The 14,643-nt window shown below is 48.9% G+C and carries 16 protein-coding genes; 6 read left to right on the top strand and 10 right to left on the bottom strand.

From position 1 onward, the window contains the following. Nucleotides 1–126 precede the first annotated feature (126 nt). Entirely contained in the window at nt 127–1,425 is a 1,299-nt protein-coding gene (locus tag JFY74_09795; protein QQG30282.1) for a dicarboxylate/amino acid:cation symporter, read from the bottom strand. 854 nt (nt 1,426–2,279) lie between these two features. Here JFY74_09795 and gstA point away from each other — a divergent pair. Then, nucleotides 2,280–2,888, top strand: a complete 609-nt coding sequence (gstA, locus tag JFY74_09790; protein ID QQG30281.1) for a glutathione transferase GstA — start codon at nt 2,280–2,282, stop codon at nt 2,886–2,888. A 38-nt stretch (nt 2,889–2,926) separates the two neighbouring features. Here the strand turns inward: gstA and pdxY are convergent, their stop codons facing one another. The 5 genes from pdxY to anmK form a co-directional block, all read right to left on the bottom strand. After that, entirely contained in the window at nt 2,927–3,787 is an 861-nt protein-coding gene (pdxY, locus tag JFY74_09785) for a pyridoxal kinase PdxY (protein ID QQG30280.1), read from the bottom strand. Between the two features lie 84 nt (nt 3,788–3,871). Beyond that, nucleotides 3,872–5,149 carry a tyrosine--tRNA ligase gene (gene tyrS / locus JFY74_09780; protein ID QQG30279.1) on the bottom strand — a complete coding sequence of 426 codons (1,278 nt, stop codon included), beginning with the start codon at nt 5,147–5,149 and terminating at the stop codon, nt 3,872–3,874. A 153-nt stretch (nt 5,150–5,302) separates the two neighbouring features. Continuing rightward, on the bottom strand, nt 5,303–5,956 hold the full coding sequence (gene pdxH / locus JFY74_09775) for a pyridoxamine 5'-phosphate oxidase (GenBank protein ID QQG30506.1): 654 nt from the start codon (nt 5,954–5,956) through the stop codon (nt 5,303–5,305). A 136-nt stretch (nt 5,957–6,092) separates the two neighbouring features. Then, complete coding sequence (locus tag JFY74_09770) at nt 6,093–6,410, bottom strand: MliC family protein (protein ID QQG30278.1); 318 nt, start codon at nt 6,408–6,410, stop codon at nt 6,093–6,095. A gap of 96 nt (nt 6,411–6,506) precedes the next feature. Then, nucleotides 6,507–7,619, bottom strand: a complete 1,113-nt coding sequence (anmK, locus tag JFY74_09765; GenBank protein ID QQG30277.1) for an anhydro-N-acetylmuramic acid kinase — start codon at nt 7,617–7,619, stop codon at nt 6,507–6,509. 344 nt (nt 7,620–7,963) lie between these two features. On the opposite strand from anmK, the gene JFY74_09760 reads away from it, so the two are divergent. Next, the gene (locus JFY74_09760; GenBank protein QQG30276.1) at nt 7,964–8,431 is read left to right on the top strand and encodes a glycine zipper 2TM domain-containing protein; all 468 of its coding nucleotides are present in this window, start codon (nt 7,964–7,966) and stop codon (nt 8,429–8,431) included. 328 nt (nt 8,432–8,759) lie between these two features. Here the strand turns inward: JFY74_09760 and slyA are convergent, their stop codons facing one another. Both slyA and JFY74_09750 read right to left on the bottom strand, forming a co-directional pair. Further along, nucleotides 8,760–9,197 (bottom strand): transcriptional regulator SlyA, encoded by a 438-nt coding sequence (slyA, locus tag JFY74_09755; GenBank protein QQG30275.1) that lies wholly within the window; start codon nt 9,195–9,197, stop codon nt 8,760–8,762. A gap of 229 nt (nt 9,198–9,426) precedes the next feature. Then, nucleotides 9,427–9,666, bottom strand: a complete 240-nt coding sequence (locus JFY74_09750; GenBank protein ID QQG30274.1) for a DUF1289 domain-containing protein — start codon at nt 9,664–9,666, stop codon at nt 9,427–9,429. Nucleotides 9,667–9,942: 276 nt separating this feature from the next. On the opposite strand from JFY74_09750, the gene gloA reads away from it, so the two are divergent. Continuing rightward, on the top strand, nt 9,943–10,350 hold the full coding sequence (gene gloA, locus JFY74_09745; GenBank protein QQG30273.1) for a lactoylglutathione lyase: 408 nt from the start codon (nt 9,943–9,945) through the stop codon (nt 10,348–10,350). Nucleotides 10,351–10,496: 146 nt separating this feature from the next. Further along, nucleotides 10,497–11,159 carry a ribonuclease T gene (gene rnt / locus JFY74_09740; GenBank protein QQG30272.1) on the top strand — a complete coding sequence of 221 codons (663 nt, stop codon included), beginning with the start codon at nt 10,497–10,499 and terminating at the stop codon, nt 11,157–11,159. Nucleotides 11,160–11,262: 103 nt separating this feature from the next. Here the strand turns inward: rnt and JFY74_09735 are convergent, their stop codons facing one another. Beyond that, a complete protein-coding gene (locus tag JFY74_09735) occupies nt 11,263–11,613 on the bottom strand; it encodes a Grx4 family monothiol glutaredoxin (GenBank protein QQG30271.1) in 351 nt (116 codons plus the stop codon). A 341-nt stretch (nt 11,614–11,954) separates the two neighbouring features. Here JFY74_09735 and JFY74_09730 point away from each other — a divergent pair, with 341 nt between their 5' ends. Next, nucleotides 11,955–12,806, top strand: coding sequence for a C40 family peptidase (locus JFY74_09730; GenBank protein ID QQG30270.1), 852 nt, complete (start codon nt 11,955–11,957; stop codon nt 12,804–12,806). A gap of 217 nt (nt 12,807–13,023) precedes the next feature. Here the strand turns inward: JFY74_09730 and JFY74_09725 are convergent, their stop codons facing one another. Continuing rightward, nucleotides 13,024–13,113 carry a YnhF family membrane protein gene (locus JFY74_09725; protein QQG30269.1) on the bottom strand — a complete coding sequence of 30 codons (90 nt, stop codon included), beginning with the start codon at nt 13,111–13,113 and terminating at the stop codon, nt 13,024–13,026. 391 nt (nt 13,114–13,504) lie between these two features. Between JFY74_09725 and purR the strand changes: the two genes are divergently transcribed. Continuing rightward, nucleotides 13,505–14,530 carry an HTH-type transcriptional repressor PurR gene (purR, locus tag JFY74_09720; GenBank protein ID QQG30268.1) on the top strand — a complete coding sequence of 342 codons (1,026 nt, stop codon included), beginning with the start codon at nt 13,505–13,507 and terminating at the stop codon, nt 14,528–14,530. Nucleotides 14,531–14,643 lie beyond the last annotated feature (113 nt).

Genomic DNA, 14,643 nt, shown 5'->3' with positions numbered 1-14,643 from the left:
AGAGGCAAATCAGAATAAACGCGAGTAGAATGGAAAACAGTCACGGTAACGTATGGCAGAAAGCGAGGAGAGGAAAGAAAAACGGCCCGAAGGCCGTCTGTCTCAGTGCATTAACCTGACGTTAATTTAGACATTGCCGGCTGCCATCACAGGTGCTTCTTCGTCGGCATGGTCTTGCTCTTCCAGATCATGGTTTCGTTCCAGTTTAGCAACAACAGCGGTCGCCATACCGTTACCAATCACATTGGTCGCCGTGCGGCCCATATCCAGGAACTGATCGATACCAATAATCAGTAAAATGCCCGCTTCGGGTAAGCTGAACATCGGTAAGGTGGCAGCGACCACCACGACCGCGGCACGTGCCACGCCGGCCATACCTTTACTGGTGATCATCAGCGTCAGCAAAATCAGGGTCTGCTCCGTCAGGCTTAAATGGATATTGTAAGCCTGCGCGATAAACAGAATGGCGAAAGCCTGATAGATCATGGAGCCGACAAGGTTAAAGGAATACCCCAACGGGAGTACAAAGCTGGTGATTTTTTTGGGAACGCCGAATTCGCTCAGCGCTTCCATCGTTTTCGGGTAAGCCGCTTCGCTACTGGCGGTGGCAAATGCCAGCATACTGGGTTCGCGCAGCAGTTTGATCAGGCCCCAGGTTGCTTTCTTACCGAGGAACAGCGCGCCAGCCCCGAACATAAGTCCCCATAGCAACGCCAGCCCAAGGTAGAACTCGCCAATCACCTTGCCAAAGTCGAGGAGCAGCCCTAGGCCTTCGGTCGTAATAGACGACGCCAGCGAGGAAAATACTGCAAGAGGCGCCAACCGCATGACATAGTCCGTCACTCGGAACATCACTTTCGCCAGTTCCTCTATCATCGATTCCATCGTGACGGCATGTTTATTCTGGCCTTTCACAAAAGCCAGCGCGGAACCGAAGAACATAGAGAACACCAAAATCTGCAATATTTCGTTATTCGCCATCGCTTCGACGATGCTGCGTGGAAATATATGGGCAATGAAACTTTTCAGTGTAAATCCACCGGTATTCACACCGGTCTCTACCGCTATTGGCGTACTGGGAATGGCGAGATTCATTCCAACGCCTGGCTCGAAGATATTGGCTAACATCATGCCAATAAAAAGGGAAACCACGGAAGAACAAATAAACCACACCATCGCCTTCAGCCCTATTCGGCCGACAGAAGAAGAATTCCCCATGCTAGCAAGGCCGGAGACCAATGTGGCGAAGACCAATGGCGCAATGATCATTTTTATCAGGCGCAGAAAAACATCGGTCACTAAATTAAAGTAGGATACGACCTCTTTGGCTTCCTGCGCCGTTAATAAAGCATGACAGGCCCCGCCGACAATAATCCCAAGAAGAATAGCCAAGGCTATAAAAAACAATAACCTGTTCTTTTTCATAGTAACCTCATGATAATGAATAGAATCAGACAATACGCATTATTAGCAAACATGAGCTGCCTAACGCACTGGCGTAAGCAACTTATGGCTTATCCGATTTTTTTCGGCGTATTCTCTGTGTCTTGATGTGATGATAATAGTTACTCGGGAAGCATATTGACTTTTCTATCCGTGATGGAAGAAATGTCGACGAGACGTAACGTATAATTTGAAATATCGCCATGCATTAATATTGCGTACGCGCTACGGAAACCTTTTGACATAACTACCCCTCCTTTATTACATGCGATAAATAAAGGGGTAGTGTAATCAACTTCACTTTGAAATAGTTCCCCTTCATACCTTTTCCTATTTTTCTTTTAAATATCCATTAGACGCTAACCATGGGGAATAACTTAAATCGACGGTATCATGAAAAATACGAAATCAGTCACTAATGAAATTTTTCTTATCAAGAGATTTAGTAATGATTAATTAACCGCTATAAATCATGCGTCGAAAAACGCCTCCCAGACCTATCCTTTCTCCCCTCTGCCTATCGCGCCCAGAAGTTGTCCTCACAATCCGTAACGCTGCTGTTTCTACCCCAGCCAAAAGCGGCCTAGGTCACATGCTATATAGCTTTATCAATCGTCTTCGTTAAAATCAGCAAGATCACCCCGGAATGACGTATAAAAATTTGGTTTTGCACCGCAAAAATCGCCAAAATTTCACGCGGAAATCATACATAAGGAGTATTTTGCAAGAGGCCTCACACTCTCCCGTTACGTTTTGTTGTAAAAAAACGACATGTCGTTATTCAACAATCATCAGCGCATGTGTTGATGGAAAAATAATAATAGGAAGGGGTTTCCATGAAACTGTTTTACAAAGCTGAAAGCAGTTCTCTTTTTACACACATTGTTTTGATCGAATCCAAATTGGAATTCAAGCTGGAGAAGGTCAATCTGCGCACGAAAAAGACAGAGCGTGGCACCGACTATACGTTCATCAACCCGAAAGGGATGGTGCCCGCGTTAGAGCTAGATGACGGGTCTGTTCTGACTGAAGGTGTCGCTATCGCCGAGTACATTGCCGATCTGGTTCCACACTGTAACCTTATCGCTCCTACCGGCAGCATGGCGCGCTACCATACACTCGAATGGCTGAATTACATCTCTGCGGAACTGCACAAAACGTTTACGCCGCTCTTCCGTCCTGGTACGCCGGAAACGTATAAAGAGCTACTGATGGAGTATTTGCAGGTCAAATTCCGTTATATCAATCTGGTGTTAAGTGAACAGAACTATCTGGTCGCCAACCGCTTCAGTATCGCCGATGCGTATCTGTTTACCGTAATGCGCTGGGCGCAGTCGCTAAAACTGGATATGTTCCGCTACCCTGCGCTGGCGGCTTACCTCGACCATATTGCCGAGCGCCCTTCCGTCGTTACCGCGCTTAAGGTTGAAAGGTTGAAAGGCTAACATGCAATAACGCCCCGGTATTCGGGGCGTTATACGTTTTACGACAGGCGAATCGCCTGGAAGTGATGACGCGGATTAGCAATCCCATCCTGAGCCGCAACCAGCTGTAGCTCATACTCATTCATCTCTTTCGTCACCAGCATGACTTCATAGACCGCCGCCGTGGTGTGCTCCAAGGCTTTATCCAACGCTACACCCTTCAGCAAGTTCACCAACAGTAATCCACTGGTCAAATCGCCCACGCCTACTGGTTGACGTTCAAACTCTACCAGCGGGCGGCTGATGTGCCAGGCATCCGTCGGCGTCACCAGCAGCATTTCAAAGCTATCTTCACGCGTGGCCGCTCGGCTAAGGTGCTTCACCAGAACGATTTTTGGCCCTTTTGCACACAGCGCACGCGCAGTCTCTACGGCTTCCGTCACGTTATGCACGGTACAACCGCCCAGCAGTTCCAGTTCAGGCAGATTCGGCGCAATAATGTCGGCCGCTAGCAGCGACTGCTGGCAGTGGAAATCAGACACGCCGGGCGCAACGATACAACCTTTCTCCGGCGTACCCATCACTGGATCGCAAAAATACAGCGCATCAGGATTAGCCGCTTTCACCTGACGAACAATACCCAGAATATGTTCCCCTTGCTCGGCGGAGCCGATATAGCCGCTCAACACCGCATTACAGGTCTTCAGTTTGTCGATGTTCGCAATTCCCTGCACCACGTCGGTCAGGTGGCTGGCTGGCATCACACACCCCGTCCAGTGACCGTATTGGGTATGGTTAGAGAACTGCACCGTATTCAACGGCCAAACGTTTGCGCCCATCCGACGCATCGGAAACTCTGCCGCGCTGTTACCGGCATGACCAAAAACGACATGTGATTGGATGGAAAGTATATTTTTCATTAGCTATGACTCAAATCCTTGCCAGCGCCTGTGCGCCTCAACTTACAAGAAGAAAGGGAGCTGACGCTCCCTTATCGGTGATGCTTATGCTTTCCAGCAGATCAGGCAGTAGTGCTTTTTGCCACGACGCAGCAAGGTGTAGCGATCAAACAGACGGTCGGAATCGCTGAAAGTGTATTCAGGATCGGCCTGTTTTTCGCCGTTAATGGTTACCGCATTCGAAGCGATCATCGTACGGGCCTGACCGCGTGACGGTACTAGCTCAGCACTGACCAGCGCCTGTTGTAAATCAGCACCGTTTTCCAGTTCGATAATCGGCATACCATCCTGCGCCAACTGCGCAAAATCGTCCTGTGTCATATCCTGCAATGCGCCAGAGAATAGGCTTTGTGTAATACGACGAGCCGCTTCCAGACCCGCTTCACCGTGCACCATACGGGTCACTTCTTCCGCCAGCACGTACTGCGCGCGTGGAGCCTTGCCGCTGTTTTTGTCTTCTTCTTCCAGCGCATCGATGTCTTCGAGGCTCATGAACGTGAAGAATTTCAGGAAGCGGTACACATCGGCATCTGCCGTGTTGATCCAGAATTGGTAGAATTTGTAAGGACTGGTCTTGCTGGCATCTAACCAGATTGCGCCGCCTTCCGTTTTACCGAATTTCGTCCCATCAGATTTGGTGATCAGCGGTACGGTCAAACCGTAAACCTGTTTCTGGTTCATGCGGCGCGTCAAGTCGATACCGGACGTGATATTACCCCATTGGTCAGAGCCACCGATTTGCAGTTCGACATCATGCTGCTTGTTCAGCGAGGCAAAGTCGTATCCCTGCAACAGGTTGTAAGAAAACTCGGTGAACGAAATACCGACGTCATCACGGTTTAAACGCTGTTTGACGGCTTCTTTGCTAATCATCTGATTAACGGAGAAGTGTTTGCCGATATCACGCAGGAAATCCAACACGTTCATATTGCCGAACCAATCGTAGTTATTGGCGGCGATCGCGCTGTTTTTGCCGCAGTCAAAATCCAGGAATGGAGAAACCTGACGACGAATTTTCTCTACCCACTCACCCACGGTTTCAGCCGTGTTCAGCTTACGCTCGGTGGCTTTAAAGCTTGGGTCACCGATCAGCCCCGTGGCACCGCCAACCAGCGCAACCGGCTTGTGGCCAGACAGTTGGAAACGTTTCAGGCAGAGCAGCGGCACCAGATGCCCCAAATGCAAGCTGTCGGCGGTGGGATCAAAACCGCAATACAGTGCAATTGGCCCTTGCGCCAGCCGCTCTGCTAACGCTTCCTCATCCGTCACCTGGGCAATCAAGCCCCGCTCTTGCAATTGTTTAATCAGGTTACTACTCGCCATCGATAACTCCATTTTTATAAAAATAGGCCGTTACGTTCCCATTAGGTTTACGCACAATGCCGTGAGAGATGCGCAATGCTCAGTCAACGCGAAACCTCATAGGATAAAGTGCTGATGATAGGAGCGCCAGCGTTTAACACGGATATTTCGCGATTAAGGCGCTAAACGATCGATCTGCCAGCCCTCGTCCTGCCGCTGGTAGAAAAATCGGTCATGCAGGCGGTGTTCGCCGCCCTGCCAAAACTCGACAGAATCGATAACGACGCGGAAGCCGCCCCAGAAGCTCGGCAAAGGCACTTCGCCATTCTGGAATTTTTGCTTCAACTCCAAAAATTTGCTTTCCAGCACGCCACGCGCTGAAATCCGGCTGGACTGCTTTGATACCCACGCGCCAATCTGGCTGTCTTTCGGGCGGCTGTGGAAATATTTCAGCACCTCAAGCGCTGGCAGCTTCTCTACGCGTCCCAGCACGATTACCTGCCGCTCCAGCATATGCCAAGGGAACAGCAGACTGATACGTGGATTGTTTTCCAGATGATGGGCTTTGCGGCTGCCCATATTGGTATAAAACACCATGCCTTTCTCATCATAGTGTTTCAGCAGAACGATACGCTGGTAAGGCTGCCCATATTCATCCACGGTCGCGACGGACATCGCGGTAGGATCGGCCAGTTTCGCGTCGCAGGCCTGCTTCAGCCAGCGTTCAAATAAATCCAGTGGATTAGCGGGAAGATCGCTACGGCGAAGCCCGCCACGCGTGTATTCACGGCGGATGTCGGCGATATCGGCGGGTTGAATAAGAGGCATACCGTCAGAGGGGGAACGTTCCTGAGTCATAATATCCTGCTGTCGCAATGTCGGGCCAGAAGCGGGCGAAAATCCCATTTTGCTCCCGTACCCGAAAAATCGCAATCGGCAGTAACACCGCGACCGTGCGACGTAGTTACCTCGGTGCCAACACGCAGTCGTCTATGATAACCCGTTCACCACGTTGGATAAATGCGTGATCGCCTTTGCTCCAGAATGTGTAGGTGTCATTGCTGTATCGAACGCCAGAAGCAGATACCACCTGAGGGAGAGTCAGACGTTCGCCGTCCAGCAGGAAACTCACCTGCGAAGGCGTTTCGCCGCTCTGCTGTAGCGTCACAGTTAGCGGCATCATGCCACATTGATAATGCAGCGTTTCCACCATCTGTTTATGGTCCAAATAGCTGCATCCACTCAGCAGAATGAGCGCTGTCCCCGTCAGCAATCGTTTCATTTTTTCTCCTGTCATTCTTGTCGATGGCGGCAACTAACGCTGCCGCGCATTTAAGTTTAACAAGAGGACAACCATGAGTCTCTCGGCAAAATCTGATTAATCTACGTTGACCGGATAAATCGCGCCTAACACCGTTTTCTGGCTCGCTCCCGTGACGGAAGGCAGATTGCCTGGCAGTCCCGATAGTGTACGTGATGCCAGCCAGGCGAAGGCTAGCGCTTCCATATCATCGCCGCTCACGCCACATTCATCCGTCGTGCTGACTTCGATGCCCGGCAGCAGTGCCGAAAGACGCGCCATAATAAGCGGATTACGTGCGCCACCGCCACAAACCAGTAAGCGTTCGCATCCACCGACCAACAGCGCCTGTTCAGCAATGCTCATAGCCGTTAACTCAACCAGCGTCGCCTGAACATCCTGCGGCGCTATCGGCGGCAGGCCAACCAGCATTCTTTCCAGCCAGCCCAGATTGAAATACTCACGTCCGGTGCTTTTGGGCGCTCGCAACGCAAAATAAGGATCGGTCAACATTCGGCGTAGCAATAGCGGATTTATCTGACCGCTCATCGCCCACACGGCATCTTTATCATACGGTTGCGCGCAGTGCCGCCAGATCCAAGTATCCAACAGCATATTCCCGGGGCCTGTATCATAGCCGCGCACGGGCGCCCCCGGCACCAGCAAAGACAGATTGGCGATGCCTCCAATGTTGAGCACGATACGTCGTTCGACAGGATGCAGCAGCAAGGCATGGTGAAATGATGGCACCAGTGGAGCACCCTGCCCGCCATAAGCCAAATCACGGCGGCGAAAATCCCCCACGGTCGTAATGCCCGTCAATGCAGCTACACGGTTATTATCACCTATCTGCAACGTGCAGGGTGTATCACCCGTGGGTTCATGCCAGACAGTCTGCCCGTGACAGCCAATCGCCGTAATATCCTGAGCCCCCAATTCCGTCTCTTTAAGCAGAGCCAGCACGGCCTCAGCAAACAAGATACCCAAACGTGTATCCAACTGCCCCAGCGCCGATAGCGTCACCGCCTGCCCCTGACACATCCCCAGGATGGCCATTCTGATGTCATGCGGTATCGGGTGGCAGTAGCTGGCCTGTTGAGCAACCGTATGTTCATCAATCGCGGCGAGCACAACATCCACACCATCCAGGCTGGTGCCGGACATTACGCCAATATATCTGCCTGACTTCATTATATAGCCTTTGATCCTGTGGGATAAAAAGAGAATACTATTAACAATTGTTAAGTCGAAAATAAAAGTAGCACGTTAACACGCTGAATTATTAAATTTTTTGTGTTTTTGCAACACGGGTTAGGTTTTAACCAAAAATGAGCTTTTGACAAAATTTGCTACAAAAAACTTCCTCGTGCGATTTACTTCTCTGTTTATATGCAATTTAAGCGCACTATTATATTCTGAAAAAAAGAGTAAAAAGAGTGGCATGCTATACTGAGCCAGACCATAATTTATGGGTATAACACTGCGTCGGCCAAGGCTGAGCCAGCCCGACATATTCGCGATTAAGGAGTTGTATTATGATGAAGCGTTTGCTTGTGGTTACCCTTGCTGGTGTCACGCTGGCTGGTTGTGCTAATACCAGTACGCTTTCAGGTGATGTTTACAGCGCATCCGAAGCTAAACAAGTGCAGACCGTGACCTACGGTACGATTGTTTCTATGCGTCCGGTTCAAATTCAGGCGGGAGAAGATTCTAACGTGATCGGTGCGCTAGGTGGTGCTGTTCTGGGTGGTTTCCTGGGTAACACTATCGGTGGTGGCTCTGGCCGTAGTCTGGCAACGGCAGCTGGCGCGGTAGCTGGTGGTGTAGCGGGGCAAAGCGCAACCAGCGCACTGAACCGTACACAAGGTGTAGAGCTAGAAATCCGTCGAGATGACGGCAGTACCATTATGGTAGTACAGAAACAAGGTGATACGAAATTCAGCGCAGGTCAACGCGTCGCTATGGCTAGCAATGGCCGCAGCATCACCGTTTCTCCACGCTAGTGCTGTGCGACGATCGCTGCAGCCTGCGGCGATCGTCACAACGAATAATCAACTCCCAGAATAAATGACTAATAACAGATATCGATATACCCGTCATACTTCAAGCCGCATATGCGTTGGCTACGCTACTCGCCACACTGGGGTCGTTGTAAGCAACGTTCAAATCTGCCTTTGGCAGATTTGTCATTCACCCGAATCACTTACCTGAGTAAGCTCATCGGGATTCTCTCTCTTGCCGCCTTCCTGCAACTCGAACTATTTGGGGTATATACTAGCCATAATTCAAATTGCTGGGATTTAATTCTCTCTATGCATAGCCCCGATTCAGCTACGCTTGGTTTTCATGCAATGCCAATATATTTTTCTCAAGACGTGCAACCAGTAGCGCTAATTCATCAACCTGCTCAGGCGTAATACCAAATAATACTTCATTACGTGTATGACTTATTACACCAGTGACAGCCTGTATGATCGGCTCAGCTGATTCTGTCAACATAATACGTTTTGCTCGACGATCGTGCTCACAAACGTGGCGAGTAATTAACCCTTTCTCTTCAAGCTGATCCAGCGTCCGAACCAACGAAGGTTGTTCAATACCTATCGCCTTGGCCAGCTGAATTTGCGACTGCCCCGGTGGCAAATGGTATATATTATGCAAAGTAACCCAATGCGTTTGAGTCAATTCGAGCGGTTTTAAACGATGATCGACCAGTGCACGCCATACACGCACAAGACGAGCTAAATCAGATCCTAATGGCAGTTCCATCATCTTTCCTTATTGTTAGCACGCTAAATTATATCCCTGGATGGCAATCAACTCTGATTTATAAAAAATAAAAAAATAGTTTTATTATTGTATAAAATAGATCCTTCTCGGAAGGCGGCTTTATCAAATAGATATCTTTTAGAAATGCTCTCCCATTTATTCCATTTAAGCGAACATGTTAGCGTTTGTTAAGAAAATTCCTGCGTAAATAGAGCGCTTAAAAAAACATCTAAAAAAACGATAACTGACTAGATTCTTCAGGTATATCCGGTCTATCCGAACGTTGTAACCGTTTCATTCTCTGCTGGCACAGGCGCAGTATATCCTGTTTCTGCATATCACTCATTTTATCCCAACTGAAACGTTCATTACGGTTACGAAAGCAACCGCGACAATATCCGCGTTCATCTGCCTGACAAATACCACGACATGGATTAAGAACGGCAAAGAGTTCAAGTTGCTCTGGCACCTTATCCCCCCGCTACAACTCTCTTTATTGAAGCCCCATTCTTTAGTGCTGGCAAGCCAAATAGACAACCAAGTAAATAATAATTGTAATAACTGATTATTTTTACACATAAGGTACATCTATATCAACCCGGCACACCATTCATCCTTTCTTACAATATGTTTTAACACAAACCTTATCGCAGTGCCGCATTTTTAGCATCATCCGAATGGCTTAGACTCGATAGCGCCACAACGCTATACTTCCTTCTTTGTTGCACTTTTTAACGAGGACACTATGCGTTTACTTCACACCATGCTGCGTGTTAGCGATTTACAACGTTCTATCGATTTCTATACCCAAATCTTGGGAATGCGCGTGTTGCGCACCAGCGAGAATACCGAATACAAATACACATTGGCTTTCGTCGGCTATACCGAAGAGAGTGAAGGTGCTGTTATCGAACTGACTTACAACTGGGGCGTCGACAGCTACGATTTGGGCAACGCCTATGGCCATATTGCGCTGGGTGTTGACGATGTTGCCGCAACCTGTGAGCGCATCCGCAAAGCAGGTGGCAATGTAACGCGCGAAGCAGGTCCGGTCAAAGGCGGTACGACAGTTATCGCATTCATCGAAGATCCAGACGGTTATAAAATCGAGTTGATCGAGAATGCCCACGCTGGTAACGGCATCGGTCACTAATCCCCCGCATTCTGCAGGTGCTATATAGGCGCCTGCTCTCCCCCTTTTTTTGCTATCTCCGTCGTTTGAAACGCAACGGGCATGCTGCATCTCCGGCCAAAATTTGCAATAATGTGTGCTGCGTTTTGCTAATAATTAAGAGACAAATGGCTGATAAAAGTGTTCTGAGCGGCCGTTTTCGTGGGTTTTACCCGGTAGTGATTGATGTTGAAACCGCCGGATTTAATGCGAAAACTAATGCCTTGCTGGAAGTTGCTGCGGTAACATTAAAAATGGATCAAGACGGCTGGTTACAGCCAGATGAAACGCTACATTTTCATGTCGAACCGTTCGAAGACGCGATTCTGGAACCCGCCGCACTGGCATTTAACGGTATTGACCCCACCAACCCACTACGTGGCGCGGTGAGCGAATACGATGCACTGCATGAAATTTTCAAAGTCGTGCGTAAAGGGATCAAAGATCAGAGTTGCAACCGCGCGATTATCGTAGCGCATAATGCCACCTTCGATCACAGTTTCATGATGGCAGCAGCCGAGCGCTGTAGCCTGAAACGTAATCCCTTCCACCCTTTCGCCACATTCGATACCGCCGCACTCAGCGGGTTAGTGTTAGGCCAAACGGTTCTTGCTAAAGCCTGTATTACTGCCGGTATTGCGTTTGATTCCAGCCAGGCGCACTCCGCGCTGTATGATACCAACCAGACGGCATTGCTGTTCTGTGAGTTGGTTAACCGCTGGAAACGTCTGGGCGGATGGCCAATTGCACTGGAAGAAAATTCGCTGGAAGACGCGTCAGCCGAAGACTGAAAAGGCTGAGATCAAAAAACGGGTGCCATAAAGGCACCCGTTGGAAGGATTTACGCTCGCATCGTAACAACATTTGACATCGTCATTACGCCAAACGAAAGCATTACTCTTGATCGGCCTGCTGCGCTTTGTATTTGTCTGCAGTCTCTTTGATCAGCGGTTGCAGTTCACCGCGCTGAAACATTTCAACCACGATATCACAACCGCCAATCAGCTCACCGTCAACCCACAGCTGTGGGAATGTCGGCCAGTTCGCGTATTTCGGCAGTTCAGCACGAATGTCTGGGTTCTGCAAAATATCAACATACGCAAAACGTTCGCCACAGGCAGACAACGCCTGAACAGTCTGTGCGGAAAAGCCGCAGCTTGGCAATTTCGGGGAGCCTTTCATGTACAGCAGAATCGGGTTTTCAGCAATTTGGCGCTGAATTTTTTCAATTGTCGGTGTCGTCATCTTCTTGCTTCCTTAATTCTATAGGATGGCTAACGTCCAAAACGCTAGCCATGAGCCGCCGTCAGAGGTGCTACGACAGCGACATTGACTCAGTGATATTGTACCGATGCCACTAGCCACAAAAAAACGCCATTTTTTGTAGGGTTATTTTTTCTTGAAAGCATTCATCATTGATGAAATCAACGCCAGAAAACGCTGATAAATCAATCGAAAAAATAACTATTAACGTTTTTTCACTATTCTGTATGAATAAAGCGACCATGCCCACTTTTTTATGGCGTCGTTTTCAGGAATACTGTGAGGATTGAGCGAGTTAAGGATTATGTTCGGTCACTTTTATTATGCGCTTATTTATTACTCTTTTTATATTATTTTTCAGCAACCTATCCCTGAACGTGGTTCAGGCTGCGCCGTCTACCCCGCATTCTGCGCCGAAGAAAAGCGCCGTGGCAGAAACGAATAAGAAAAACCGTCAAACAAAGGGTAATGCTAAATCACCGACACCGATCAAAAGCAAAAAACCAGAACCTACCGCAGTCAGCAATAAAACCAAATCCCGTACCGCGAGCAAAGCGACAGAAAAAAAACCGTCACGGACGCAAAACAGCACGCCTGCGCTAGTGAAAAAAAATCTTAAAAAGCTGAAGCCTGAAGAAGAGAAACAAACAACGGCACAGGCCAGAGTCAAAACCGGGTTGAAGAAGACGGCACTCAAAAGCAAAGTGGAGAAAAATCCAGCGCCGACAGAAAAAGGAATGGCGCTAAGCGCAGCACATAAAAAACGCTATCAACATGCCAAAACGACCGCAATGAATAAGTTGATGAGCCAGATTGGTAAGCCTTACCACTGGGGCGGTTCCTCTCCCTTTACCGGATTCGACTGTAGCGGACTGGTTTATTACGCCTACAAAGATGTCGTTAAGATCCAAATTCCACGCACCGCAAACGAAATGTATCACCTGCGTGACGCCGCTCCGATTAAAAAGAGCGAGCTGGAAAGTGGCGATCTGGTCTTCTTCCGCATCAATAACCGTGGCGCAGCCGATCACGTCGGGGTTTATCTGGGTGAAGGGAAATTTATCCAGTCGCCGCGTACAGGCTCAGATATTCGTATCAGCAAGCTGAGTGAAGATTATTGGCAGGAGCACTACGTTGGCGCGCGTCGTGTAGTGACACCGCAGACGATTCGTTAAGAACAGATTATATCTCTTGTATACCCTAAATAATTCGAGTTTCAGGAAGGCGGCAAGCGAAGGAATCCCGATGAGCTTACTCAAGTAAGTGATTCGGGTGACTGAACGAAGCCAACGCACATGCAACTTGAAGTATGACGGGTATAAAAGCGATTCAGACACGTTTTATGCATCATCAACGTGTCTGAATACCTAACCGCATAAAATCATCGATCGGCTAGTTCAGTACCGCTGTAAAACTAAACACGATGATCACAGCCAGCGAACCAATGGTTGTCAGCAAAGACATCTTCAGATCTGTATCCATAAAATACTCCTTCAATTAGCGAACAAATTTTATCTGAAAGCTTTATCTGAAAAGACACCACCCTTCACAGCCGAATCCGTTTAGGTAGTTAAAGCCACAAATAATAGGGTTATTACGATTCTTTCATAATTCTAGCGAAAAATCTCGGACCAATGCATCACTAATAGTATAAATTAGCCCTTTCACTTTCATGATAAATCGGACACAATCCGCTGTTTATGAAAGCGCTGCGTATCAGTCGAAAAACGTCAACCCAGATCCCTTCGGTATAACATTCGGCATTCTCCTTCTGAAATCCTGTTTTTTAGCTTAGAAGAAGAACATTAAACGTAGGCAAACGATTAACAATATACTTACGTCTGTAACAGGTAAGTTCAGGAGTCATTTTTAGATGGCAACGATTAAAGATGTGGCAAAACGTGCTGGCGTTTCCACCACAACCGTATCGCACGTGATCAATAAAACACGTTTCGTCGCCGAAGAGACTAAGGCAGCCGTCAGGGCGGCAATCAAAGAATTGCACTATTCACCCAGCGCCGTCGCTCGCAGCCTCAAAGTTAATCACACTAAATCTATCGGGTTGCTGGCCACATCCAGCGAAGCCCCCTATTTTGCCGAAATCATTGAAGCCGTTGAAAACAGCTGCTATGCCAAAGGCTACACGCTGGTGCTGTGTAATTCGCATAACGACATCGGCAAGCAGCGCGCCTATCTTTCCATGCTGGCGCAAAAACGCGTCGACGGCCTGTTGGTGATGTGCGCCGAATACCCGCCTGAGCTGTTGTCGATGTTGGAAGATTATCGCAGCATTCCGATGGTCGTTATGGACTGGGGACAGATGCACAGCGATTTTACCGATACGATTATCGATAACGCCTTTGAAGGCGGTTATATGGCAGGCCGCTACCTGATTGAACGCGGTCATCGCGATATCGGTGCCATCCCCGGCACTCAAGAACGCAACACTGGCAGTGGACGCTACCTCGGTTTTTTAAAAGCACTGAAGGAAGCCGACATCACCGTACGCGATGAATGGGTGGTTCGGGGCGATTTCGAACCCGAATCCGGGTACAAAGCCATGCACCAGATTCTCGCACAGAAACAGCGTCCAACGGCCGTCTTCTGCGGCGGCGATATTATGGCGATGGGGGCTATCTGCGCGGCTGATGAACTGGGTCTGCGCGTACCGCAGGACATTTCGGTGATCGGTTATGACAACGTGCGCCACGCGCGTTTCTTTACACCGGCGTTGACCACCATCCATCAACCGAAAGAGCGGCTGGGGCAATCCGCCTTTGCGATGTTGCTGGATCGTATTACCAGTAAGCGGGAAGATGCACACGTCATTGAAGTACACCCGACGCTGATTGAACGGCGCTCGGTGGCAGACGGCCCCTACCTCGACTATCGCCGCTAACTACAGCAAGTCTGAGCAGGAATAAAATTAAAGTGGGCTGTAGATTGCGCGTCGGCAGAAAAGGGATACCGGACGGTAAAGATGCCGTCCGGTATCCTAGGATGTACAATGTA

The organism is Pectobacterium carotovorum, from assembly GCA_016415585.1.
GTDB lineage: Bacteria > Pseudomonadota > Gammaproteobacteria > Enterobacterales > Enterobacteriaceae > Pectobacterium > Pectobacterium carotovorum_K.
This window is presented reverse-complemented; position numbering and strand designations above follow the sequence as displayed.